Raw genomic sequence first — 22,940 nt, 5'->3', positions numbered from 1 at the left:
ACTCAAAAAACAGAGAAGAATGTTAAAAAAACAGAGATCGCGTCGCAAGAAAAAGCCGCCGGACTTTCTCCGGCGGCTTTACAGCAGGTGTTCTTCTTTTTTCCGGTACTCAGACGGTGTACAGCCTGTATACTTTTTAAAGACGAGGCTGAAGTATTTCGGATTATCGCCAAATCCCGTCTCCTCCGCGAGAGCGCCGATCGTGATATCGTTTGTCTTTTTCATTTTGGCGATCGCTTTTTCAATCCGGACCTTCGTCACATAGCTGGAAAACCGTTCACCTGTCTCCTGTTTGAAAACCTTGCCGAGATAATCGGGATTCATATACAGCATGTTTCGGGCCGCCCATTTTAATGACAGCTTCGGATTGGCGGCTTCCTTTTGGATCAGCTCAATCATTTGCCTGACCAAAACCGATGTCTGCCCCCCGCTGACCAGGCTTTCAAACTCGGCCCGCGCGCGGCCATATAAAACAGCGGCCTCCCCGATGTCACCGCTTCCGCTGAATGCTGCCGCCAGCTCCATCTGTAAGCGCTGGCGTGAAAGCCTTTTAATCCTTTCCAGATTTGCTTTTAGCTGTTCATCTTCCATTCGGGCTTTGACTGCGAGGACGAGCACACCTTTATGGCGGATGGAGGTGATGATGCCGCTTTTGAAGACATCACAGGCGATCTGTTCGAGATCAGACAAACACCTTCTCCCTCCCTGCTCCTGGAATGAAAGGAGGACGAGCTTCATGTTTCCGCTTTCTGAAAAAAAGTGCAAATACCTTTCGGCGTCTGACTTCTCGCCTGTGATCAGCTCTTTGAACACGTGTTTTTCAAGGTGCGGCCTGATCATCTCCAAATCGGTTTTGACCTGTTTAGCAGACTCTTCTTTTTTCAGCTCGCTGACAACGCTTTTGAGCGATTCTGTAATATGGCTCTCATTGCAAGGTTTCAGCAAATAATGCCTGACACCGTATGTCATCGCTTTTTTCGCGTATTCAAACTGGCCGAATCCGGTAAGGAGAATAAACCGGGTCGATGGGTACTTGCGGGACACTTTTTCAATCAGCTCCAATCCTCCCAATCCCGGCATTTTAATGTCTGAGATCACGATATCCGGGCGCTCGCGCACAATCAGCCGATAGGCGTCAGCGCCGTTTTGCACCGCACCGATTAATGACGTGCCGACTGAATTCCACTCGATCATCTTTGAAATCCCTTCAAGAATGATCCGTTCATCGTCTGCCAAGAGCACTTTATACATCATCACACCCCGCTTTGAAATGGTATTTTAATATTCACCTTTGTTCCCTTGTTTTTTTCGCTTGAAATGGTGATTCCATACCTTTTGCCAAACATCAGCTTGATCCGCTCATCAATATTTGTAAGCCCGATGCCTCTGCCTTTTGTCCGTACAAGCCCCTTTCTCGCTTTCTCCAAAAAGTCTTCATCCATGCCGGGACCGTTGTCAGCGACTGTTAAATAAACGGATTCTCCCTTTCTGAACGCCTGAATCCGAATGTGACAAGGCTCAATGACAGGCTCAAGGCAATAGTGAATGGCGTTTTCCGCCAAAGGCTGAAGGATCAGCTTTGGAACCGGGCATGTTTTGACAAGCGGATCGATCTCCACATCAAACACGAGCCTTTCGTCAAAGCGAAACCGCTGAATCGTAAAATAATGAAGGACAATCTCTGCTTCCTCTTCAATCGTTAAACAATCGGTTTTCAGATTCATCGCACTCCGCAGCAAAAATCCGAGAGATTCGGTCATCTTTGAAATTTGCGGCTGACGGTTCATTTTGGCGAGCCAATTGATCGATTCGAGTGTGTTGTATAAAAAATGGGGGTTGATTTGCGCCTGCAGCGCTTTAAATTCCGTTTCTTTGATCATCAGCTGCTTCTCATAGTTCTCCGCGATTAATTCATTGATCCGTTCGATCATTGTCACAAAATTGCACTTCAGCACGCTGACTTCGTCCTGATGCTCAGGTGATGCAGAAAGCGGCGGCCGTATGTTGAAATCGCCGTTTTGCACATTTTTCATGGCAGCCACCAGCCCTTCAATCGGACTTGTTATGCCCCTGGCCATTTTTCTTCCGAAGAAGACGGCAATGAAAAAGAAGAGAATGAAAAGGGAAATGAGTATAGATTTCATCGCTGATATTTTGGAGAACATGGTGTCAAAAGGAATCAGACTCCAGTATGTCCAGTTCCCATACGATGACTTGACATATGAAATGAAAAAACGCCGGCCGTTTTCTTTCACAATGTCGTATCCGTTTTGATCCGGAGAAGATAAGCGGAGCACATCGATTCGGCTTAAAGGGATTTCTGAAAAGAACGCGTGTCGTCCGTCAGACATGGCGATTTTGCCTGCGCCTTCCCCCATATCTTTCGGAAGGTCGGCGATAATGTTTTGCAGATCACACACAATCAGCACCGTCCCCAGGTGATCGAGGTTTAAATGCTGATAGGAACGGATTTCCCTGACGGATAAAAGCTCACCACGGACATCCGGCATCGTCGTCCATAGATTGCCGCCTTTTTGACGCGACGCTTTTAAGGCAAGCTCGTCTTTCCGCTCTATTATAGCTTCGGCAGAGCTGGCCCCTGCTGAGTATTCCGTCCCGAAGGCATCGAACAAATGAATCGATTTAATGTACCGTTTAGAACCGGTGAATTCGGCAAGCTTGTCCCAAATTTCTTTTTTGATGCGATACCGGCCGTATGTGTTCTGATTGCGGCCGGCTTTTAAGAGGTTGGTTTGAATGTTTGTGTCGGTCGCGATTTGATAGGAAACATCTTCAATTTTTTTTAGTTCATCTTCAATCGCTTTGGAAGACATCATCAGCACCTGGGACGATTTTCTGTAAAGCTGCTGATCATACACGCGAAACGCGTATTGAACACCGCTCAAAATCAATATCAGTGAAACCGCCATAATGAGCGTGATCAAAATAAACAACTGATCTTTAATTTTCAAATGATGATACCGGTTCACTAAAAAAACACCCTTCATTTCACGCGCGGGACGGCAGTCTGTTTGTCATTGCCGCGGCCGTCAATGGCGAAAAATGCGCTGGACGCCAATTTTGTCAGGAGCAAGCTTAACCCGCTGCCGCTGAAGAACAAGAGAAATGTGACGTGAAATAAAGCGGCCAGCACCATTCCAAATGCGCTCAATATCATCAGCAAAGTGATGAGCGGACGGGAAAATCCGATCATGAAGCTGTATTTCAGAACATCGATTCGTTTCATTTGATAGTGGACATAGATTGGAAAAGTGTATAAGAAGATGATGGCGTAAATGATAAACAAACTGATAAACAAGCTCAATACGGCAGGCTGACCTTGAAAATATATGGAAACAATTTGAAAATCAACATATAACACGAGGGCGATTGCCGCTAAAATGAAGCCGAGAATGCTTGAACCGGCCCATTCCTTTTTGAACGCCTGAAAAAAAGTCTGGAAAACAGGAATATCTGTTTCACCCTTCACCCACTGTCTCGTCACACTAAACATGGCGGCAGTCGCCGGCGCTAATCCGAAGATGACCGCTCCCGCCAAAGAAAAGCCGATCCACAGCAGATTAAGATATGCCAGCCTCATCACCCACTCGCAAAAACGGTTAAATCCGTTTGTCAATGTGTGAATCATGGTAAACCTCCTTCATTTCGACCAGTAAACGCTTACAAAAAATATATTTCTCCTCTTTTTAAAAAAATCCTCTTTTATGGCGGGTCCAGACGAAGAAGGGCTTGATCTACATTGCAAGACCAAGCCCATCCTCCTTTATTTTGCTGAATGTTTGATATTGACGCCGACCGCCGTGCCGTTCCGGCTTGAATCGGCGACCCCCATAAAGGATTTGTGCTCCCGGTCAATGAAAATGCTTTGGACATTGCCGATATCCTGCGGACTCGATCCGAAATCATGGCCGAATTCATTGAGCTTCAGCCTGACGTCTTCCGGCATGCCCGATTCATAACGGTAAGAAGACAGACTGTTCGTATAAATCCTCGGTTCTTCAATCGCATCCTGGAGACTCATGTCGTACTCAAAGTAATTCAGGATCGTTTGGAAAACGGAGGCAATAATCGTTTTCCCGCCAGGCGATCCGACGGTCAATACCGGTTTGTCGTCTTTAAAGACGATCGTCGGGGTCATGCTGGACAGCGGCCTTTTATTCGGCTGCACTTCATTGGCGCCCCCTGGAACCGCGTCAAAATCGGTCAGTTCATTATTTAAAAAGAAACCGTATCCCGGTACTAAAATGCCCGTACCGAAAAGCTGTTCGATCGTCGTTGTATAGGAAACGACATTTCCCCATTGATCAGCGACAGTAAAATGAGTGGTTTCGCCTGTTTCGTTATCATCGGCCTGCGGCACGATGTCATAGTTCGGCTCCCCTTCTTCATATTTCCACGGGTCCCCCTCTTTCACATCGCGGTTGACCTCGTCAAGGCTGATCAATTTTTGCCGTTCTTGAATATATTCCGGATCAAGCAATCCTTCCAGCGGAACATCGACAAATTCGGGATCGCCGGCGTACGCCGCTCTGTCCGCATATGAAAGGTGCATCGTTTCCGCTAATAAATGATATTTTTCAAATGACTTCGGATCGTACTGTGACAAATGAAAGTCATCGATTAACTTCAGCATCTGCAGCATGAAGACCCCTCCCGAACTTGGGGGCGGCATGCTTGCAATATCATAGCCGTGGTAATCTCCCCAGATCGGCTTGTCTGTTGTTACATCATAACGCGCCAGATCATCAGGTGTCATCGATCCGCCGAAATCCTGGACGACGTCTGCGACCGCACTGCCGATTTCACCCTTGTAAAAGGCTTGTGACCCTTCTTTCCGGATCAGTTTAAAGGTTTTCGCCAAATCCTCTTGTACGAGCTTATCGCCTTCTTTCAGCGGCTCGCCGTCCGGCAGGAAAATATCTTTCGCAGCCGTTTTGCTCAGTTTGTCCTCATTGTCCTGAATCGCCTCCGCCAGCACTGAATCGATTTCAAATCCGTCTTCCGCAAGCTTGATGGCAGGTGTGATCAGTTCTTTCATGCTCTTCGTTCCCCATTTTTCGTGCGCCGCTTCCAGCCCCTTTAACGTTCCCGGGACACCGACTGCGTTTCCGTGCCTCGACCTTTTGGAGAAAGGAATCACCTTCCCGTCCTCATCCAAAAACATATCGGATTCAGCGCCTTGTGGAGCCCGCTCACGGCTGTTGATAATCGAGGTTTCCTTCGTGCTGCCGTCATAGACCATCATAAATCCGCCGCCGCCGATTCCAGACATCATCGGCTCTGTCACATTGAGGGCAAACTGGATGGCGATGGACGCATCAATCGCATTTCCGCCTTTTTTCAAAACCTCTGCACCGATTTTTGATGCCAATGGATGAGCCGTCGCCACCATCCCGTCCTTACCGACTGCGACTTTTTCTCCGCTGCCACTTACACCTTCAGCTTTCGACACTGGACTGAAAAAACAACCAACCGCGAAACAAAAAGCAACAACCAAGAAAGCTAACCGTCTCATCAGCTCACTCCCTTTCCAGTTTATTACTACTATATCAGGAAAGAGAACTGAAAATAAGGAAAAATCTCAATTTTCGATATTTTTAAACCGAAACTCCCATTCATAGAAAAATTCCCGGATAATTCATTCTTTAGACACAAATACATATAAGGAGAAAACAACTATGAATTGTCAAAAAAACACGATGAACATGTCGGCCTCACATCCGTTAATATGTGGCAACTGCCTGAAAATTAAATTGTTTTTTTCGACTGCACCTGTTTTTTTTCGACAAAAAGTTATATAATATTTTGATGTGTGCATTGTCTCATTTAAACAATGGAGGGTTACAAATGTTGAAAAGAAAAAAAGACAAGTTTTCCGTGCTTTTGATGGAAATTGCAAAAAACCTGGATGAAACAGCCGAATATTTTGTTCATTATAAAGTGACAAATCAAACAACCCTAAAGGAATTTGCAGATACCTTAAAAGAGTATGAGACAAAAGGAGATAATTATGTACATACGATGATTAAGGAGCTGAATAAGGCTTTTATCACGCCGATCGAGCGGGAGGATATCCTGCAGCTGACGAACAGTCTTGACGATGTACTCGACGGCATCGAGCATTTCTCGGCGATGATGGAAATTTTCTCGATCACCTCTTCAGACGAGCATATTGATAAATTCAGCGGCTACATCAGAGAATGTGCAAAAGAAATTTTAATAACCATTGAATTGATGGCGGACAATCGCTTGAAAGAAATTCAGCCGCATGCCATCAAAATTAAAGAATACGAACACAACTGCGATAACCTGCACCGCAAATCGCTGAAAAATCTTTTCGGTAAAGAGACAGATCCGATTAAAGTGATCCAGTACAGAGAAATCTATGAGACGCTTGAAGAAATCGCAGATTCATGCCAAAGTGTAGCAAACAATTTAGAAACCATCATAATGAAAAATGCGTAACGAGGGATTATAATGGATCTTTTATTTGTATTAACCATATTGATTGTCATCTTTGCTTTGGCATTTGACTTTATCAACGGCTTTCATGATACGGCAAATGCGATCGCCACCTCGGTATCGACAAAAGCGTTAAAACCACGGCACGCCATTATTATGGCCGCTGTCATGAACTTCGCCGGCGCCATGACGTTCACAGGCGTCGCCAAAACAATTACGAGCGACATCGCCGATCCTTTCAAGCTGGAAAACGGATCGATCGTGATCCTTGCAGCTCTTATCGCCGGCATTACATGGAACCTAGTGACCTGGTATTTCGGAATTCCCAGCAGCTCATCCCACGCGATCATCGGAGCGATTGCCGGAGCTGTCATCGCATCGGAAGGATTCGCCGCGATTAAATACCACGGATTTATTAAAATTATTGAAGCACTTATATTATCGCCCATTTTGGCGTTTGTTTTAGGATATTTGATCTACAGCATCGTCAAAGTCATTTTTAAGAACAGCAATCTGGCAAAAACGAATAAGCGGTTCCGGCGCGTTCAAATCGCGACAGCTGCCATTCAGTCCTATACGCACGGCACGAACGATGCACAGAAAGCGATGGGTATCATTACGATGGCTTTAATTGCGGGTAACTTGCACAGTACAACTGACATCCCGTTCTGGGTGCAGTTTGCATGCGCCACGGCTATGGGTCTCGGAACATCTGTCGGCGGCTGGAAAATCATCAAAACCGTCGGCGGAAAAATCATGAAGATCCGTCCCGTCAATGGTGTCTCTGCAGATTTGACGGGAGCCCTCATCATCTTTGGTGCGACGATCGTCCATTTGCCTGTCAGCACGACACACGTCATTTCTTCATCCATTTTAGGTGTGGGTGCTTCCCACCGGGTGAAAGGCGTAAACTGGGGCACCGCAAAGCGGATGTTGATCACATGGGTCATTACCCTTCCTATTTCGGCAACCATCGGTGCATTTGCCTATTTCATACTTGATTTATTCTTTTAATCAGCACACTCCCGTCCGAATCTAGGACGGGAGTTTTCATGTTTAAAAGAAAGCCGGCATAACAATAGAATAGGAACTGCACTATTTCTCGGGAAGAGGGAAACAAGTTATGCTGCTATTTTATCAATTCCTTGTTTGGCTCATTGTTTTGGCGCTGGCTCTGTACGTGGCTGCCGTGTGGCGTTTTGAAAAAAAGCTCACCGAAAAAACGGTCGCGATCAGAAAAACGTGGTACCTGCTTTATGTTATCGGCGCCGTGATTTATTGGACGCACGATCCGCAGTCGATTTTCACGAATCCGCTTCATTACCTGATCGTCGCCGTTTTCTTCACGCTCACCGATGCTTTTATTTTTTTAAACGCCTATTTTAAAAAACTCGGAAGTTCTGAACTCGCCACAGACACAAGGATGCTTCTCGAAGAAAACAACGACCTGCTTCACACTTATCAAAACAGGCTGAAAACGTACCAATACCTATTGAAAAACGAACCGATCCACATCTATTATGGAAGTATAGAAGCTTATGCTGAAGGCATTGAAAAACTCATCAGCCGCTTTGGCGAAAAAATGAATATTTCTGCCGCCTTATGTGAATATAATTCAAACGAGAGCAAGGATCATTTGCTTGAACACATGGAAAACCGGTTCGCCGTTCAAGAAAAGCTGGATCGGAAAGACGTCTATTACGAAGAAAACGGAAAAATGGTCCTGATTCCATTTTCGATCCATGATTATGACTATGTGATGAAATTAACCTCAGAGGATCTGGTCACAGAATTCGACTACCTCCTGTTTACTTCTTTAACAAGCGTCTATGATCTCCTGCTACCAAACGAAGAGGAAGGTGACGATTGAGATGGAGCCTGCTTTTCAGGAAAACGCAAAGAAGCGCCTTTCATTTAAAATGTTTAAAAAGCAATCGAAAACCAGTATCGCAAAATACGAAGTCAGCCCCCACACCGAACGGATTTTCAAACAAAACGAACGGCTGATAGGCGAGTATAAACGGAAAAAAGCCTGAAATGGGACGGGGAAAAATTTTCCCGTCCTTATCCCATTTTCCCAGTTGATACATACAATAAACCAATCAACACAGATTAGGTGATACCGTGAAAAAACAAAAAAAACAAGTCAAACATACAGACTTCGCAAAATTCGGCCTGTCGGACTATACCGCCCTCCTCAGAAAAAGAAGCGAGAACCTGATTAAAGCGCTCAACAAGAAAAAAAAGAAATAGCAGCACCCCTTCCTTGACGAGGAAGGGGTTTTGTTTGCCCGCACCGATTCCGTCTCTCGCCTAAGATAAAAACGGTTTCTGTTCATCACCTGAAACAGCTGGCGGCAGCTTATCCGAACCGATCGGTTTGACAAAGAAAGCAACGGAAAGCGAGCCTGCCACTGCGAGCCCCCCAGCCAGCAGAAACGCGCTTGTAAAGGCGCCGCTGTACTCGACGATGAAGCCGGTGACAGTCGGACCGATGATCCCGGACGTATTGGCGAGAAAATGCATGAAGCCGCTGACACCGCCGACCCTCTCAGGATGAACGATATCCTGAATAATCGCCCAGTACGTGATACCTGTCAAATACAAAAAGAAAACGGACAAAGCGACTAATGCGACCGCTCCGACGGCGGTGGAGACCACCCCGGCAAACCCGATGCATACAGCAGCAGCCAAAAGGCATATGACAAGAACCGCTTTTCGTGAAAACATCTGCCTGCCGGTGATCCTGAAAATGTAATCGGAAATAAATCCCCCAAGCGCAAGGCCGATAAACCCGACAATCCATGGAATAACCGTGGCAATGCTCATATCGTGGATACTCAGCCCGCGGGCCGTCGTTAAATAGCTGGGAAACCAGGTTAAGAAAAAAAACAAAATATAATTGTATGAGAAAAAAGCGAAAGCGGTGAAAAGGACAGTCGGCTGTTTTAAATAAAAAGACAGCGGGATGGGAGCGGATTTTTTCGAGTGTTCATGTTCATGGGCGTCTTTTTGGAATTCTTCAGGTCTTTCTTTCATGTATTTGATCCAAAACCAAACCCAAATCAGCCCGATCAGCATAATCAGCACAAAAGAAGCTTTCCAGCCCCAATGGATGGCAATCAGCCCGACGATCGGCCCTGAAATCGCGCCGCCGAGCGGAGTTCCGCACATCGTCATGCCGAGCGCCCTTGCCCTTTCTTTTTGCGGGAACCAGTTGTTGACCGCCTTGCTTGTCGAAGCTGACAGCGGACCTTCCCCCATCCCAAAGATGACGCGGATGATAAAAAGCGACACAAAATTGTAGGTCAGTGCGATCGCTCCGCTGAACACAGACCAGACAATCATCGCCAGCGATAATGTGTTTTTTGCTCCAAATCTGTCTGAAGCCCAGCCGCCAATGAAATTAAATACCGCATACCCGATGAAAAAACTGCTGAAGAGCATCCCCATCTGAGAAGGACGGATGTTCAGATCCTCCTGAATGAACGGAGCGGCGACTGACAGCGCCGAGCGATCCAAATAATTAATAACCCCTGCCAAAAAGAGCATGACAATCACAAACCCCCGGCCGTTTGCAAACATTGACAACCCCTCTTTCCGTCATAATTCGTAAGCGCTTTCTCATTGCATCAGCCTTACAATCTGATTAACACTTTCACCGGATTTTTCTCAGGTGCAAGCGCCTCTTCAAACCCGTCAACCACACCGCTGAACGGAAGATATCCGGTCACAAACCGTTTGGCATCAACAACGCCTTTTCCAATGGCTTCAATCACCGACTCAAAATCGCTTTTTAAAGCATTTCGGCTAAATAAAACGTCCAGCTCCCGCTTATGGCATTCAGGATCGAAAAGTGACAGGTGATCGTTGACAAGTCCGACATATATGATCCGCCCCCCATGAGCGGCATATTGGTAAGCCTGATTCATGGAAACGGAATGGCCGGTCGCGTCAAAAACGGCGCTGGGGAAATCCCCTTCTGTCATTCGCTTGATCGCATCAGCTGCACTTTCCCCGGCAAGAACGGTCTCATCAGCGTCCGCCCACATCTTACTGAAGGCAAGACGCTCCTTTCTGACATCCATTGCGATCACTTTCGCACCCTTCAGTTTGGCAAACTTCATCACGCTGAGCCCGATAGGCCCTGCCCCAATCACCAGAACCGACTCGCCGTTTTGAACATCGGCCCTGGCGACAGCGTGGGCGCCGATGCTCAAACACTCTATAACGGCTGCTGCGCTGTATGTCAGATCCTCTGTCTTCATCAAGTGGTCTGCCGGGATTTTCATATACTCCTGCATCCCGCCGTCTGTATGAACACCCAGCACCTTCAGATTCACACAACAATTGGGCCGCCCCATCCGACAGGCGGCACACGCTCCGCATTCCAAATAGGGAATGACTGCAGCCCGGTCGCCTGGCTGCAACACTCCGCACGGATCATCAACACTGACAATCTCCCCCGAGAGTTCATGCCCGAGCACCCTCGGGTATGAAAAAAACGGCTGTCTGCCGCAATAGGCATGAAAGTCGGTGCCGCAAATCCCAATCCGCTTGATTTTCAGGAGCGCTTCTCCTTTTTCCGGTTCCGGCGCTTTGGCTTCCGCCATCTTTAAACGGTAAGGTTTTTCACACACAATCTGTTTCATTCCTCCGCCCCTCTCTCGTGTTTAGACTCCCGAGTACGCCATAAAGCCGCCATCTACAGGGATTGTAATGCCTGTGACAAATCCGGACATGCCTGCGTCCGCCAGCCAAATCATTGTCCCCAGTAAATCGTCCGGGCTGCCAAACCGCTTCATCGGCGTATGGGAAATGATCTTCCCCGCCCTTTCCGTCCATTCCCCGTTTTCATCAAGAAGAAGCCGTTTATTTTGTCTCGTCAAGAAAAAGCCGGGGGCAATCGCATTGACTCTGATCCCTGTTTCGGCCAAATAGACGGCAAGCCATTTTGTGAAATTTTCGATGCCGGCTTTTGCGGCGCTGTAAGCGGGCACTTTTGTCATGGGGATGTGTGCGCTCATTGAAGAGATGTTGATCACTGAAGCCCCTTTTTTGTTCAGCATCGTTTTCGTGAATACTTGGGAAGTTATGAAAGATCCGAGAAAGTTTACATTGAACACAGAGCCGACGTCGCTGCTTTTCAGATCAAAGAATGTGGTTTCGTTATCATTGATGAGGTCGTCGGGGTGAAGGGTTTCATTCGATGTCGTACCTCCGGGATGATTGCCGCCGGCTCCGTTAATCAATAGATCGCACCCGCCGTAAAGCTGTGTAACCAAACGTTCTGCTCGCTCAACACTTTGTTGGCTGAGGACGTCGCACTCCGCCGCTACGGCCTCTCCCCCCATCTTTCGGATATCTTCAGCCACAAGCTCGCCGTTTTCGACATTCCGGTTTAAGACGGCCACTTTCATGCCCTGCCGTCCGAGTTCCCTTGCCATCGCACTGCAGAGGACACCGCTTCCGCCTGTGATGACCGCCGTTTTTCCTCTTAAATGTTCATGGATTTCAAGCATTGTGAAGCCCCCCGTTTTTCTCTTTCAAGTGCGTCCCAAATGCCCCATAAATACATGATTCCCAGCGCCCTGTCATAGAGGCCGTATCCAGGCCTGCAGTTTTCACCCCAGATATGGCGGCCGTGATCTGGACGGACATACCCTGAATAGCCCGCCTCGTGATAGGCTTTGACGATGCCGCAAATGTCCACAGAACCATCTTTCGTCCGATGCGATGTTTCGATAAAATCCCCGTTTTCATAGACTTTAACATTTCGAATATGTGCGAATGGAATCCGGTCAGAATACGTTTTGATGATGCTTGCGATATCGTTATCGGGATTGGCGCCCAATGAACCGCTGCAAAGGGTGACACCATTGGATGGGTGGTCGATCAGACGAAGCAGGCGCCCGATGTTTTTGGCAGAAGTGATGATGCGGGGCAGCCCAAAGACCGGCCATGGCGGATCATCAGGATGGATCGCCATCTTAATCCCGCAGCGCGCAGCGGTTGGAATAATCTGCTCCAAAAAATATTGCAGATTGCTCCATAAATCTTCTTCTGTCACGTTTTGATAGGCTTCAAAAAGCGCTGTCAGATGCTCCAGCCGTTCAGGCTCCCAGCCCGGCATCGTATAATCGAGATTGTTGGCGATTTTTTCGACAAGCTCAAAAGGATCGATCTGATCAACTTTTGCGTTCTCATAAAACAAAGCGGTCGAGCCGTCTTCGGCTTCTTTGTATAATTCGGTCCGCAGCCAGTCAAAAACAGGCATAAAATTATAGCAGATCACCTTTACACCGGCTTTAGACAAATTTTCAATCGTCTGCTTGTACCTTTCGATATACAGGTCTCTCGTCGGCAGACCGAGCTTGATATCCTCATGGATGTTAACGCTTTCAACAACATCGATGTGAAAACCGTGCCGCCCGCAAACCTGCTTGACCTCCATAATGTCTTCCAGCGGCCATTCTTCACCGGCCGGAAAATGGTGAAGCGCCCACACGATTCCTTCAACACCGGGTATTTGCTTGATTTGCTCAAGGGTGACAGTGTCATTTCCTTCTCCGTACCATCTAAAAACCATTCTCATCACGGGATCCTCCAGTCCGATTTAATAAGTCAATACCACTTTTGTGATCTGCTCTGGATGATGCTTGGCTTTTTTCAGCGCCCTTTCGATTTCCGTAAACGGCATGATGTCAGTCACAAAGAAACGGACAAGCTCCGGATGTTCATTTAAAAATCGAATCACTCCGGGAAATTGATTGACGCTGTGCCTTGTGCCATGGATTTCAATGTCTTTTTTTGTGAGCTGAAGTCCGGGGAGTGTCACATCGTCTCCCGTTAATCCGACGATGACGATCCGGCCTCCGGCAGCTGCCAGCCGAAGCGACTGCTCGATTGTTGCGGGGACCCCGGCCGCTTCAAATACAATGCCGGCGCCTTCCCCATTGGTCAGGTTAAAGACTTCCCGTTCTGCATCTTCTTGATCAGGATGGATGACATGATCAGCTCCGAACGTTTTGGCAAGCTCCAATCGCTCCCGGACGGGGTCGATCGCGATAACCTCAACATCAAACCGCTTTTTCACCTGGGCTAAAATCGTTAGCCCGATCGGCCCCATTCCCAATATGACAACCGCTTCGCCGTTTTCAAGATCGGCGCGCCTGATCGCCTGAGCGCCGATGGCAAACGGCTCGCATAATGCACCTGTTACATCGTCCATTTCATCAGGAATAGGATGGACATGTGATTCGGGAACGGTGAGAAATTCCGCGAATCCTCCTCTCCGCACCGATCCGATCATCTCAATGTTGACACAGGCGTTCGTCCTTCCTTTTCGGCAAGGATAGCAGCGCCCGCAAGAAATGGCCGGTTCAATGACGACGCGTTTCCCTTCCAGTCTTTTGTCTGCCTTTGCCCCTGTTTTTTCTATCACCCCTGAGAGCTCATGTCCGAAAATTTGCGGATAGCGCCCGTAAGGATTTGTGCCGTCATAAAAATGAACATCGCTCCCGCAAATCCCGGCGGCCTTTACCCTGACGAGGACTTCATGGGCGTCTGGTTCAGGACAGGGAAGCTCTTGAAAATCAATGGAAAAAGGTTTTGTCATCACCGCAGCTTTCACATCACCACTCCTTATGCTTTGAAATAGCCCGGAAACTCCTCGATAAGCATTTCCCTGTCAACGATCACAAGCTGCAAATGCTCCTCGGCAATCCTGCGGGCTTCAGACGGCTGTTTTGACTTGATTGCTTCCAGAATAGCCGCGTGCTGGCTGTAAATCGTATCCCAGTTGAAATCGGCAGCAAGCCTTAAAAACCGTATCCTTCGAAATGGAACATTCATCTGCTGAATCACAGACCAAATGTTGGATTTCTGACAGCCGTCAAAAATCGTTTTGTGAAACGCTTCGTCTAAATCAAACAGGCTTTCGTAATTTTTCTGTTTCATTGATAATTGCTGCATGTTCAAATTATGCTCCAGCTCAATCACCGCCTGCTCCGGAAAATCTTCGCACGCCAGTTCGGCAACGGCTTTTTCAAGATTTTCCCGCATAAAGCGTGCTTCCTCCACCAGATGAAGATCGATTAAAGATACCCGGGTTCCCTTTTGCGGATAGATCTCCAAAAGACCTTCGCGCGACAGCTGCAAAAAAGCCTCTCTGACCGGCGTTCGGCTGACTTCATACCTTTCTGAAATTTCTTTTTCCGAGATGTGCGTCCCTGGTGTGAGGCGAAACTTCATAATATCTTCCTTCAGCCAATCATAAACCTGATCTCGTGCAGATCGGATGCTCGATTGTTTAATAGTCACAGATGCCACCTCCCTTCCCTGATTATGGTACCATACTTGTATGGTAGTGTGGTAGATGTTTTTCGAAAATTCTAAACAATAATGGTTTCGTCCCTTCATCATGGATAGACAGGATTAATCCGATTATTATTATCCTTACAGTGTTCAATTCATAGCTGATCATGATTTGAGAAAGGATTTGCTGTATGAAAATCTTCGAATCTAAAACTTTAGTAAGAATGGTTATTGGTTTATTGTCGATGAGGAAGTTGGCATATCGCTGCCGGGGATATACGAAGTTCATGAAATACATTGGAGATGGAGATAAAGAAAGTGCAATAGAGGGAACCTCGGCTTGTAGATAAACCCCTGTTTTCCACAGGCTTTGTTATAAAATGAACAACAGGTTGTATACACTGTAACTGACTTAGATTCACCAATAAGCCTGCTTTCATTTAACGGCAGGCTATCGAAAAAATTTCGATAGCCTGAAAGGCCTCTGCTACAAGGGCTGTTTTGATTACTGCAGTAACGCTTCAAGTTTCGTCTTAGTCTTCGGTCCGTAAATTCCGTCGGCACCCAGCCCGTGCATTAATTGAAACCGTTTGACCGCATCCGCTGTTTTCGGCCCGTAGCAGCCATCAATACCGTTATGTTTCGCGCCTTTGTCCGGGTAGAAATACAGGGCCGCTAAAGCCTCCTGAATTTGTCGGACGGCCGTTCCTTTCATCATTGGACTTTTGACTTTGTAAATCCCGGAGGGCAGCTTGTATGATGTTTTTTTACCGCTTGATGCTGACTCTTTCTTTTTCACTTCAATGGCCGCGAGTGCTTTTTCTGTCGCCGGTCCATATATGCCATCAATTGCAATTCCCGCTTTCTTTTGCAGGGATTGAACGGCTTGTACCGTTTCATTTCCGTAAGAGCCGTCGGCCCCATACTTTGGCAGCGGGAAGCCCGCGGCGATCAAACGCTTTTGCAGCGCTTTTACTTTAGAACCTGACGATCCTTTTTTCAAGATCGTGCCTGTTGCATGGCTTGCCTGGCTCGTGGACGCCGCTGTTTTAGAGACGGTTTTATTTCCGAGCAGACGATCGACTGTTGTCCGGAATGCCGCGAGCCGGCTTGAATCGCTCACCCAGGGGGCCGGACAGTTCTTTTGTGTCACATCGTAATGACGGACGATGTTGTCAGTCGATAATCCGTAACGCTTGCAGAGATCGGCCGCTAATTCAGCTGCGTTTTGAACGGTTTCGCTATGGATTTCGCCATCTTTTTCGACGCACATTTCAACACCGATGGCTGTCGTGTTGGCATTCGGCTTTAAGAAACTCACATAACAGCGGTTTTTATCATGTGCATGGTATGCGACCTCATGTTCAGGGATAATCTGCTGCACCTCATGTCGATCAACAAAGTAATGTGCGGATGCATAACGCTGATCGGCTATGCAGGTGCCGTTGAAATAATTCCGCTCATTTAATGCCGATGCGCCGGGCGTCGCCGTCCAGTGCATGACAATTCCTTTCACCTTCGGCAATTTCAGGCCGGGTCGGGTGTATTGATTGACTTTCACAAAGTTTTCCACAACTTTAACCATTTACCTCAACTCCAATTCTGATTAAAATAACTGCCGGCCGGCTTCCTTATTTCACCAATCCTTTTTGTTTCAATGCTTCTTTTTGCAGCTTTCCTTTTTCGGTGACATAGTTGTTTTTATACCAGGCCATAAGCGCGGTCATGATTGTAAAAGCCGCAGAGCCTGCCGTATACAGAGCATCCGCCAATGTATTGATCTGATCCTCGCTGACCGGCAAGACAGGTTTGCCGAACATCATCAGCGTCTGGTTTACCAATGCCATAAAAAGAAGCACCGTCCGGACGACCGTGCCTTTGTCAACATTTTTCATCATATGTTCCTCCCTTATTTTTGCAGTAAATTATAAAAAACAGCGATCGCCCCGCCGATGATGCCGGTGCTGACCGCTGTGATGATCGCGCCTGTGATGCTGCGTTTGATCCAAGTTGTGTTTTCTTCGATTTTGTTTAGCTTTTCGTTAATCGAGATGATTTGCTGATCGTGGCGGTCAGATGTTCTTTCTAATGAAACGACCCGCTGCTCAAGTGATTTTTGATCAGCTTTAATCTCGGTGATCTCTTTCTGAAACACATCATATTCATTTGCTTGTGGCATGTCCCGTAGTCCTCCTGTTCTCACATCGTTTCCACCTCCTTTGAGGTAAATTAAAAACACCCTTATTGGGTGCTCCCTAAATCCACACTGCCGGCGGGTATATCATAGCTTCTTCCTGTTATCTGTTGATATTCTGCCGGGGTAATATGGCCCCACTCAACATAATCTCTCATGATAGCGTCATCTTCATAACATCCCCAATTATAAAATTGTTTAATAGCCACAAAGTCTGGATATATCATGAAGAACCACCACCTTTCATTGATGTAACCTCTTTTTGAAGACGTGCCAATTGATAAGTAAGTAAAGCATTTTGCATTTTTAATAAGTCGATTTCATTCGCTTCGGGCTCCGGAGGCTGTAAGCTTTCAATATACTCTTGTGTTGCTGATTCGTACCATATGTTTTGTTCATGGTCGAATTTTGCTAAATATAGGCCATCAGGTGGTTTTACATCACAGTAAAACTTTGGAATACCCCCTGTTTCCTCGTCTATCTGTATTTCTTCACCGGGCATGTAAACAAAGTTTTCATCGTATTTATAAAGCCATTTCATAAAATCGCCTCCTATGCTGCCTTAAATTTAAATGAAAAAGCAATAAATTCGTTTGGATAATCTGGGTTTGATGAATATTGAATGCAAACCCTTCCGTCTACATGGATAAATGTTCTATGAAACTGAGGCATACCGTTCATACCTTTACTGGAAGCAATACCTGCAAAGTGGATTAATTCAACAGGTCTATAGCCTTCAGGCAGTGTAAATGCAGGAACATCAAAACCCACTGTTCCGCCTTTCATAGCCCCGATAATCTCCACTTCACCTAAAGCATTTTTACTGAATTTAACTTGCTGACTATCATCGTAGTTAAACCATCCATTAACTAATGTAGGAGATTGCCAACTAACAGAAGCGTCTGCATCTGTCAGCACTCTTTTCCATCCCCTAAAGTCTCCATCTGTATGAATCGTTGCAAACCACATCGTATTGTGGTAGCTCGCTGTTGCTATGATTGTTTTTCTTCCAGAATTTCCATCCAATATATCATAGTTAAACCACCCTTTATCACTAGGGTCAGGATTGTTAAGGAGTCTATTATTAACACCATAATAATACCCTGCTGGCAATGATAATAGATCAGTGCCATCTGGGATGAAAATTCGTACACCATCATCTTTTGTGAATTTGTAGAGTTGTGCATTATTCCACTTCGAACGCTCTTCAGAAGTAATGTGAATAGATGCATTGTTGGCGTGGGTATCAACTTTTTCTTGCGCTCCGTCTGTTGATTCTATAGGAATCCATTGAATCTCTGTATGGTTTGTATTGTAATAAAACCACCAGGCATTTCCCGATGTATCAACAGCATACCCCATGCCTATCCCTTTTTGACCTACCAACTGCATACCTCGCAGGCTTCCGCTGGATGGCGTGTCTGTTACCTCATTCGTCCCGTAAAAAGTAACAGTCCCCAAGTCTTTTAAAGCATCGAAGAATGAACCAGAAGTTAGACCTATTTTGTGTAATCCGGTATCAGACGTTATTTTAATTAATTGTGCATTATTCCATTTATCTCTTTCTAAATCTGTAATATGACGAATGCTATCATTTTGATGAGAGTCAAACTCAGTTTTGGCTGCCTGCTGAATGTTGTCAACCTGTCCTAAACCAACCTGTTCCTTTGTTACCCCATGGGGATTGTCTTTTTTTGAAGCATGTGTATCCGCATATGCTTTCGCATTCTTTTCCGCCTCTTCAGCGCGCTGTCCAACCAGTTCATCATTTTCATTCAATTGATCAAGCATTTCATTGAAGATATCGGCATGGGCGCGGTCTGAAGTTTCAAAGCGTCTCGGTTTTTGGATGTCCACCTGTGAAAACCTCCTTAATAAATGTCGTCGATTTCAAAGACAAACTCAATGTCGCCGTCTTTATGCTTGTCAGTCATCGTTCTGACTGCGGTGAATTTTCCGTCTTCATCGACAAGAGCGAGCTCGTTAATGACTTCCCCGGCCAGTTCGCTTTCTTCTAATGTACATGTATAGCGGACTTTGGCCGGTTCCATGAAGACAAAGCCGTCGATCTCTTTTTGCAAAAGTTCGTTCTTCAGCGCCTGTTCCGTGCCCTGCAATGAAATCGGTTGTCCCTGGTCATTCGTTCCGCCGTTTCCGAAAGCCATTTTTGTGATTTTCGTAAGCGTTCCGCCTTCCGCTCTGGCTTTCGCCATTTGCTGCCTCGCATAAAGCGTTGTCACCGTTAATTGTTCCGCCATGTTTCATTCTCCTTTATATTGCAATTTTTTCCGTTGTCGCTGCCAGCTGCTTTGTACCGTCTAGCAAAAATGCGCCGTTGAGCGTCCACCATTTTTCCTTCATTTCAAGCGTGCCTGTTTGCTTCACTTCATGCTCGCATTTAAAGGTCAGTGTAAGGGCATGGCGCTTTTCATCTCGTTTGCTTAGACCGGTTTTCATCCGCACGGTCGGTTTTTGCTCTGTTTGCATTTCCGCCTTTTTCCTTATCACAAGATGTGAAGCAGCCAAAATGTTTTGCTGTTTTTTATGCCGCAATAAGAGCTGCTGTCTGAATCTTCGCGGCAAACCGTCGATCTCGCGGAAGCCGTTCAAATAAAATGAATCATCAAGCTGATACTGGCCGTCTAAATAGACCGGAATCGTCCCGAAAAAACCGTTTTTGCTTCTTAACACAAGTCTGTTGTGATCGTTTTTCGGAGGCCGGAATGTATAATAAAACCCGCCCCGAAACGTGTAGGCCAAATGGGCGGGCTTCATGTGGTCAACGGTTTGAATGATGGAAGGAATATATTGCAAATCTTCCCCGTTTACAGTCAGCAAGAAATGGTACCTTCCCGCGGTCAGTCTGACTTCTGCGGAAGGGTGTTTTAAAAAAGCATTGACCGCACGCTCGATTGAGCGGGAGGTAATAGGCGGGATATTGGACATTTTCGTCAATAACCTCGCCCTGCGAATGTCGATGCCGTCCGAAGCTTCCCGCCTGACATTCAAAATCGTTTCCCACCGATCAAGCCCCCAGGTTGCCGTCGTGACAAAAAGCTGGTCTGTCACATCAAATATCTGTTCATTTTGTTTTTCAAACTCCGGGGCTTCTGCAGCTAAAATCTCACTCATCTCCCGGATTTCCGTTAAATAGGGAGGCAGGTAAAATGTCATGTCTTCAAGTTTGCTCAATGATTGTCACCTGCCCCAGCTTCGGAATTTCGGTCTCTGCCAGCTGGAGATTTTTCGCCTCGCCGTTTATGGCAACGTCAGAATAGTCGCTGACAGAGGATGATTCATAGATGATGTTGTTGATTTGCGACAGACGGATGACAGTTTCTTTAAACGCATTCTCTTTAAACAATTGAATGATTTTTTCCTCAATCTCCTGTTTGGCATCATCAATCGTCCGCCCCGTTGCCGGAATGATTGTCGCCGAGATCTGAATGTCTTTCCATACTGCGCTTTCAACAGTTGCATAAGCGCCGATCGGCGCCATCCCCTCCCCTTGTCCGGGTTCAGGATCGATATACTGCTTAACTCTTTCGATTAATGCTTGTGAGGCAGGCTCCATTTTGGCGCTTGTAATCACAATCTTCACGGTTCCTTCACCGTTCCAGAGCGGAAAAACCTTTGCTTTACCGACACCTTCGACTTCCTCCGCCCACTGTTTGTAATGGAGCTGATTCGCGCTGACCGCTTCCCGGCGGACCCGGACCAAATATCTTTCGTAAAGGGATTCGTCCGTCTCTTCATCCCGGCCGGGAATCTCAAGAGTCCCCATGACCGCTTTCTCAAGGCCGGGGATGGTATCGAGCGGGAGCAGCGGTTGGCCTGAGAGGTTTGCATTGCCGCTTGTCCCCGCGGTTTCGCATTCAAGTTTTCCGTCCTCCCGTATCGTAAAGTACAAGTCTTCCAGAAAGAAACGGGTTCCGGGGGGAATTGAAACACCCTCTGTAAACTCGCCTGACCAGATTGCTTTCGATGCCTGATAGCGCGCTATGCCGGCTTCGGCGGCCCTTCTGTCCAAATACTCCCCTTCAGCTGTATCCGCATATACCAAATTCAGCACCTGATCCAGCCAAATATATGAAACGGCCAGCTCAGCCGCCGCCGGGGCAAGCGCATTCCAGATCACGCTGTTTTCACGCTTGTCAATATCAGCGGAAACCCGGTCAAGCATACGTTCCATGATCTCTTCAAATGTCTGGTTTTCAAACATCTTCCCCTATCACCTCCTCTATATCCAGTGTTCCTTCGTCGGTTTCCACTGTAAATGACACGTGAAAAGCATCGCCTTGACGTTCAATCTCAAAGTCTGTGACAGCGTCGATCCGTTCATCATAGATAAGGGCTTCTTCTATCAGCCTCGGAATCTCCATTTCTTTATAAGCGTCTGTTGTTTCATTGTCTGAGAGAACTTCCTGAAGCTCATTGCCAATGTTATGACTGTAGACGGCATAAGCATAGCGCTCCGTTCTCAACGCCATGTAGGCCATCTGTTCAATGGCTTCAAGTCCGGAAATAATGTCGCCTGTCATCCGTCCGGTCTGAAAATCAATTTTGTACGTCTTTGATGTTTCAACAGCTTCGCTGCTATCCTCAATATCTTCGAATGCTATTTCAGGTGAAAGAGCCAAACCAAACCACCTCCTATATCCGGTCGATCACAAAAAAAGATTGCCCGCCCGGCATGGCGGCAATCATGACGCGGTCGCCTTCGTGTAATTGATTGTAAAAGCGAATGGTTTTCTCTTCTCCGTCAACCCGTATCTGCATCGTATGATCGGTTAAATGCCTGGCCACCACCAATAAGTCGGACGGAATCACCAACTTTTCATGATCGCGGAGTTTAAGCTTGAGCGGAGAGGCAGAAATGACTTCCGCGGGCATGATATCAACAGGTGATTCATAATGTACGGCTCCAAGAGCCAGCTCTTTGATCGCATCGCTTAATCTCATGAGGATGCTCCTTCAGGTAGATGATTGTTGGCTACGACATCAATCGTCATGATATGCTTCGTTCCGGAAAAATGATGTTTATCTTTATCAACCCAGTAAGTCTGTTTGACACCGGCTTCCGGAATCGAAATATAAACCGGCAGACCGCTTTGGACTCCGGGAATACCGATGGCCTGTATGCTTTTCAGTTCTTTTTTGACACCTTTCTTTTCTGCCTGCAGCCTCTTTGCCCGATCGCGCAATTGAGCTTGGTTAATATCGTCGGAAACCGTTTCTGTATACTGAAGAACGCCAAACTTTTTCATGGCAGCTTCATCGCTCGCGGCGGCAGTGTAGGTTTTGTTATCCTTCTGTTTCCTCAATTTCACCCTGGTTGCCGTTTCTTCGATTGATGTGCTGTAGCTGTAATCCGTAATGTTGACGCCGGTTTCCAATACCCAAACCTCCTCAGGATCCGGCCATGCTCTTAAACAGAGCCTGCCTTTTTCTGAATAAAGCTGGTATTGTCTGCCCGTTTGTTTTTTCGTTTCCTTCAACGCTTTTAAAATGATGTCATACAGGCTGGTATTATCTTTGAATACAAGCGTTTTGATCGTATGCCCCGTTTCGGCGATCGGACCTTTAGGAATTTGAAAGTCGCTTGCAATCCGTTTGACAATCTCATCGGCCGACTTATTGGAAAAAACATATACGTCTTGGTTTTTGACTAAGTACTGCAGCATATCATACGCTTTAAACGTCATCGTATATTCTTTCGGCACCCTGCTGAAAACGATCCCGCGAAACAATTCCTTTCCCCTCCACTTGAACAGCACGGTATCACCTTCCTGTACGCTGTAGTACTGCTGCGTCCCTTGCTTGATCACGATCTGCGCCTCAATCGAACGCGGCGCCTGAAATCTTTGCCCTTCTAATGAGACGCTTTCTGTGACAAGCTCATACCATTCGCTTTCTTTTATGACAAATAATTCGATCATCATTATCC

General features: G+C 46.7%; 27 protein-coding genes. 5 read left to right on the top strand and 22 right to left on the bottom strand.

Annotated elements, in window-relative coordinates; all coding sequences use genetic code 11:
* Positions 1 to 78 precede the first annotated feature (78 nt).
* The 4 genes from P3X63_RS07430 to ggt all read right to left on the bottom strand — a co-directional run bounded on the left by P3X63_RS07430 (position 79) and on the right by ggt (position 5,536).
* Complete coding sequence (locus P3X63_RS07430; protein ID WP_081692826.1) at positions 79 to 1,254, bottom strand: response regulator transcription factor; 1,176 nt, start codon at positions 1,252 to 1,254, stop codon at positions 79 to 81.
* Positions 1,254 to 2,990: a cache domain-containing sensor histidine kinase gene (locus tag P3X63_RS07425; protein WP_077736982.1), complete on the bottom strand. Its 1,737-nt coding sequence runs from the start codon at positions 2,988 to 2,990 to the stop codon at positions 1,254 to 1,256. Before P3X63_RS07425 ends, P3X63_RS07430 begins: the two co-directional genes overlap by 1 nt.
* Positions 2,991 to 3,004: 14 nt before the next feature.
* Positions 3,005 to 3,649 carry a YesL family protein gene (locus P3X63_RS07420; RefSeq protein ID WP_026586621.1) on the bottom strand — a complete coding sequence of 215 codons (645 nt, stop codon included), beginning with the start codon at positions 3,647 to 3,649 and terminating at the stop codon, positions 3,005 to 3,007.
* Between the two features lie 135 nt (positions 3,650 to 3,784).
* Positions 3,785 to 5,536 (bottom strand): gamma-glutamyltransferase, encoded by a 1,752-nt coding sequence (ggt, locus tag P3X63_RS07415; protein WP_277692678.1) that lies wholly within the window; start codon positions 5,534 to 5,536, stop codon positions 3,785 to 3,787.
* A 332-nt stretch (positions 5,537 to 5,868) separates the two neighbouring features.
* Between ggt and P3X63_RS07410 the strand changes: the two genes are divergently transcribed.
* The 5 genes from P3X63_RS07410 (at position 5,869) to P3X63_RS07390 (ending at position 8,736) form a co-directional block, all read left to right on the top strand.
* Entirely contained in the window at positions 5,869 to 6,486 is a 618-nt protein-coding gene (locus P3X63_RS07410) for a DUF47 domain-containing protein (protein WP_026586619.1), read from the top strand.
* A gap of 12 nt (positions 6,487 to 6,498) precedes the next feature.
* The gene (locus P3X63_RS07405) at positions 6,499 to 7,497 is read left to right on the top strand and encodes an inorganic phosphate transporter (RefSeq protein WP_026586618.1); all 999 of its coding nucleotides are present in this window, start codon (positions 6,499 to 6,501) and stop codon (positions 7,495 to 7,497) included.
* Between the two features lie 109 nt (positions 7,498 to 7,606).
* Positions 7,607 to 8,353, top strand: a complete 747-nt coding sequence (locus tag P3X63_RS07400) for a type II toxin-antitoxin system SpoIISA family toxin (RefSeq protein ID WP_026586617.1) — start codon at positions 7,607 to 7,609, stop codon at positions 8,351 to 8,353.
* 1 nt (position 8,354) lies between these two features.
* Positions 8,355 to 8,519 (top strand): type II toxin-antitoxin system SpoIISB family antitoxin, encoded by a 165-nt coding sequence (locus P3X63_RS07395; RefSeq protein WP_026586616.1) that lies wholly within the window; start codon positions 8,355 to 8,357, stop codon positions 8,517 to 8,519.
* 88 nt (positions 8,520 to 8,607) lie between these two features.
* Positions 8,608 to 8,736, top strand: a complete 129-nt coding sequence (locus P3X63_RS07390) for a hypothetical protein (protein WP_256860446.1) — start codon at positions 8,608 to 8,610, stop codon at positions 8,734 to 8,736.
* Positions 8,737 to 8,796: 60 nt separating this feature from the next.
* Here the strand turns inward: P3X63_RS07390 and P3X63_RS07385 are convergent, their stop codons facing one another.
* The 18 genes from P3X63_RS07385 to P3X63_RS07300 form a co-directional block, all read right to left on the bottom strand.
* Positions 8,797 to 10,068 (bottom strand): MFS transporter, encoded by a 1,272-nt coding sequence (locus P3X63_RS07385; protein WP_277692677.1) that lies wholly within the window; start codon positions 10,066 to 10,068, stop codon positions 8,797 to 8,799.
* A 53-nt stretch (positions 10,069 to 10,121) separates the two neighbouring features.
* The gene (locus P3X63_RS07380; RefSeq protein WP_277692676.1) at positions 10,122 to 11,135 is read right to left on the bottom strand and encodes a zinc-binding alcohol dehydrogenase family protein; all 1,014 of its coding nucleotides are present in this window, start codon (positions 11,133 to 11,135) and stop codon (positions 10,122 to 10,124) included.
* Between the two features lie 21 nt (positions 11,136 to 11,156).
* The gene (locus tag P3X63_RS07375) at positions 11,157 to 12,005 is read right to left on the bottom strand and encodes an SDR family oxidoreductase (protein WP_277692675.1); all 849 of its coding nucleotides are present in this window, start codon (positions 12,003 to 12,005) and stop codon (positions 11,157 to 11,159) included.
* Positions 11,981 to 13,078, bottom strand: a complete 1,098-nt coding sequence (uxuA, locus tag P3X63_RS07370; RefSeq protein ID WP_026586613.1) for a mannonate dehydratase — start codon at positions 13,076 to 13,078, stop codon at positions 11,981 to 11,983. Before uxuA ends, P3X63_RS07375 begins: the two co-directional genes overlap by 25 nt.
* Positions 13,079 to 13,099: 21 nt before the next feature.
* Positions 13,100 to 14,116, bottom strand: coding sequence for a zinc-binding alcohol dehydrogenase family protein (locus P3X63_RS07365; protein WP_277692674.1), 1,017 nt, complete (start codon positions 14,114 to 14,116; stop codon positions 13,100 to 13,102).
* Positions 14,117 to 14,127: 11 nt separating this feature from the next.
* Positions 14,128 to 14,805: a GntR family transcriptional regulator gene (locus tag P3X63_RS07360; RefSeq protein ID WP_077736988.1), complete on the bottom strand. Its 678-nt coding sequence runs from the start codon at positions 14,803 to 14,805 to the stop codon at positions 14,128 to 14,130.
* A 499-nt stretch (positions 14,806 to 15,304) separates the two neighbouring features.
* A complete protein-coding gene (locus P3X63_RS07355) occupies positions 15,305 to 16,384 on the bottom strand; it encodes a peptidoglycan recognition protein family protein (protein WP_077736989.1) in 1,080 nt (359 codons plus the stop codon).
* Between the two features lie 46 nt (positions 16,385 to 16,430).
* Complete coding sequence (locus tag P3X63_RS07350; protein WP_077736990.1) at positions 16,431 to 16,694, bottom strand: phage holin; 264 nt, start codon at positions 16,692 to 16,694, stop codon at positions 16,431 to 16,433.
* Between the two features lie 14 nt (positions 16,695 to 16,708).
* Positions 16,709 to 16,978, bottom strand: coding sequence for a hemolysin XhlA family protein (locus tag P3X63_RS07345; RefSeq protein WP_277692673.1), 270 nt, complete (start codon positions 16,976 to 16,978; stop codon positions 16,709 to 16,711).
* Positions 16,979 to 17,040: 62 nt separating this feature from the next.
* Positions 17,041 to 17,220: an XkdX family protein gene (locus tag P3X63_RS07340; RefSeq protein ID WP_277692672.1), complete on the bottom strand. Its 180-nt coding sequence runs from the start codon at positions 17,218 to 17,220 to the stop codon at positions 17,041 to 17,043.
* Positions 17,217 to 17,534, bottom strand: coding sequence for a hypothetical protein (locus P3X63_RS07335; protein WP_277692671.1), 318 nt, complete (start codon positions 17,532 to 17,534; stop codon positions 17,217 to 17,219). The genes P3X63_RS07340 and P3X63_RS07335 overlap by 4 nt, the downstream gene beginning before the upstream one ends.
* An 11-nt stretch (positions 17,535 to 17,545) precedes the next feature.
* Positions 17,546 to 18,850: a hypothetical protein gene (locus P3X63_RS07330; RefSeq protein ID WP_277692670.1), complete on the bottom strand. Its 1,305-nt coding sequence runs from the start codon at positions 18,848 to 18,850 to the stop codon at positions 17,546 to 17,548.
* 14 nt (positions 18,851 to 18,864) lie between these two features.
* Positions 18,865 to 19,251 carry a phage tail-collar fiber domain-containing protein gene (locus P3X63_RS07325; RefSeq protein WP_026586604.1) on the bottom strand — a complete coding sequence of 129 codons (387 nt, stop codon included), beginning with the start codon at positions 19,249 to 19,251 and terminating at the stop codon, positions 18,865 to 18,867.
* A gap of 13 nt (positions 19,252 to 19,264) precedes the next feature.
* Positions 19,265 to 20,167, bottom strand: a complete 903-nt coding sequence (locus P3X63_RS22835; RefSeq protein ID WP_410206957.1) for a YmfQ family protein — start codon at positions 20,165 to 20,167, stop codon at positions 19,265 to 19,267.
* Between the two features lie 4 nt (positions 20,168 to 20,171).
* Entirely contained in the window at positions 20,172 to 21,215 is a 1,044-nt protein-coding gene (locus P3X63_RS07315) for a baseplate J/gp47 family protein (protein ID WP_277692669.1), read from the bottom strand.
* A complete protein-coding gene (locus tag P3X63_RS07310) occupies positions 21,208 to 21,633 on the bottom strand; it encodes a DUF2634 domain-containing protein (RefSeq protein ID WP_277692668.1) in 426 nt (141 codons plus the stop codon). Before P3X63_RS07310 ends, P3X63_RS07315 begins: the two co-directional genes overlap by 8 nt.
* 13 nt (positions 21,634 to 21,646) lie before the next feature.
* Positions 21,647 to 21,955 (bottom strand): DUF2577 domain-containing protein, encoded by a 309-nt coding sequence (locus tag P3X63_RS07305; protein WP_026586600.1) that lies wholly within the window; start codon positions 21,953 to 21,955, stop codon positions 21,647 to 21,649.
* Entirely contained in the window at positions 21,952 to 22,932 is a 981-nt protein-coding gene (locus tag P3X63_RS07300) for an XkdQ/YqbQ family protein (protein ID WP_277692901.1), read from the bottom strand. The genes P3X63_RS07305 and P3X63_RS07300 overlap by 4 nt, the downstream gene beginning before the upstream one ends.
* Positions 22,933 to 22,940 lie beyond the last annotated feature (8 nt).

It is taken from the genome of Bacillus sp. HSf4 (genome assembly GCF_029537375.1).
Lineage (GTDB): Bacteria > Bacillota > Bacilli > Bacillales > Bacillaceae > Bacillus > Bacillus sonorensis_A.
The sequence above is the reverse complement of the archived record's forward strand: the minus strand, read 5'-3'. Positions and strand labels throughout refer to the sequence as shown.

Excerpts from the sequence above, each read along its gene's own strand:
- P3X63_RS07430 (WP_081692826.1), bottom strand. The coding sequence starts at position 1,254 with ATGATGTATAAAGTGCTCTTGGCAGACGATGAACGGATCATTCTTGAA.
- P3X63_RS07420 (WP_026586621.1), bottom strand. The coding sequence starts at position 3,649 with ATGATTCACACATTGACAAACGGATTTAACCGTTTTTGCGAGTGGGTG.
- ggt (WP_277692678.1), bottom strand. The coding sequence starts at position 5,536 with ATGAGACGGTTAGCTTTCTTGGTTGTTGCTTTTTGTTTCGCGGTTGGT.
- P3X63_RS07410 (WP_026586619.1), top strand. The coding sequence starts at position 5,869 with ATGTTGAAAAGAAAAAAAGACAAGTTTTCCGTGCTTTTGATGGAAATT.
- P3X63_RS07405 (WP_026586618.1), top strand. The coding sequence starts at position 6,499 with ATGGATCTTTTATTTGTATTAACCATATTGATTGTCATCTTTGCTTTG.
- P3X63_RS07400 (WP_026586617.1), top strand. The coding sequence starts at position 7,607 with ATGCTGCTATTTTATCAATTCCTTGTTTGGCTCATTGTTTTGGCGCTG.
- P3X63_RS07395 (WP_026586616.1), top strand. The coding sequence starts at position 8,355 with ATGGAGCCTGCTTTTCAGGAAAACGCAAAGAAGCGCCTTTCATTTAAA.
- P3X63_RS07385 (WP_277692677.1), bottom strand. The coding sequence starts at position 10,068 with ATGTTTGCAAACGGCCGGGGGTTTGTGATTGTCATGCTCTTTTTGGCA.
- P3X63_RS07380 (WP_277692676.1), bottom strand. The coding sequence starts at position 11,135 with ATGAAACAGATTGTGTGTGAAAAACCTTACCGTTTAAAGATGGCGGAA.
- P3X63_RS07375 (WP_277692675.1), bottom strand. The coding sequence starts at position 12,005 with ATGCTTGAAATCCATGAACATTTAAGAGGAAAAACGGCGGTCATCACA.
- uxuA (WP_026586613.1), bottom strand. The coding sequence starts at position 13,078 with ATGAGAATGGTTTTTAGATGGTACGGAGAAGGAAATGACACTGTCACC.
- P3X63_RS07355 (WP_077736989.1), bottom strand. The coding sequence starts at position 16,384 with ATGGTTAAAGTTGTGGAAAACTTTGTGAAAGTCAATCAATACACCCGA.
- P3X63_RS07350 (WP_077736990.1), bottom strand. The coding sequence starts at position 16,694 with ATGAAAAATGTTGACAAAGGCACGGTCGTCCGGACGGTGCTTCTTTTT.
- P3X63_RS07345 (WP_277692673.1), bottom strand. The coding sequence starts at position 16,978 with ATGCCACAAGCAAATGAATATGATGTGTTTCAGAAAGAGATCACCGAG.
- P3X63_RS07340 (WP_277692672.1), bottom strand. The coding sequence starts at position 17,220 with ATGATATATCCAGACTTTGTGGCTATTAAACAATTTTATAATTGGGGA.
- P3X63_RS07335 (WP_277692671.1), bottom strand. The coding sequence starts at position 17,534 with ATGAAATGGCTTTATAAATACGATGAAAACTTTGTTTACATGCCCGGT.
- P3X63_RS07325 (WP_026586604.1), bottom strand. The coding sequence starts at position 19,251 with ATGGCGGAACAATTAACGGTGACAACGCTTTATGCGAGGCAGCAAATG.
- P3X63_RS22835 (WP_410206957.1), bottom strand. The coding sequence starts at position 20,167 with ATGACATTTTACCTGCCTCCCTATTTAACGGAAATCCGGGAGATGAGT.
- P3X63_RS07315 (WP_277692669.1), bottom strand. The coding sequence starts at position 21,215 with ATGTTTGAAAACCAGACATTTGAAGAGATCATGGAACGTATGCTTGAC.
- P3X63_RS07305 (WP_026586600.1), bottom strand. The coding sequence starts at position 21,955 with ATGAGATTAAGCGATGCGATCAAAGAGCTGGCTCTTGGAGCCGTACAT.
- P3X63_RS07300 (WP_277692901.1), bottom strand. The coding sequence starts at position 22,932 with ATGATCGAATTATTTGTCATAAAAGAAAGCGAATGGTATGAGCTTGTC.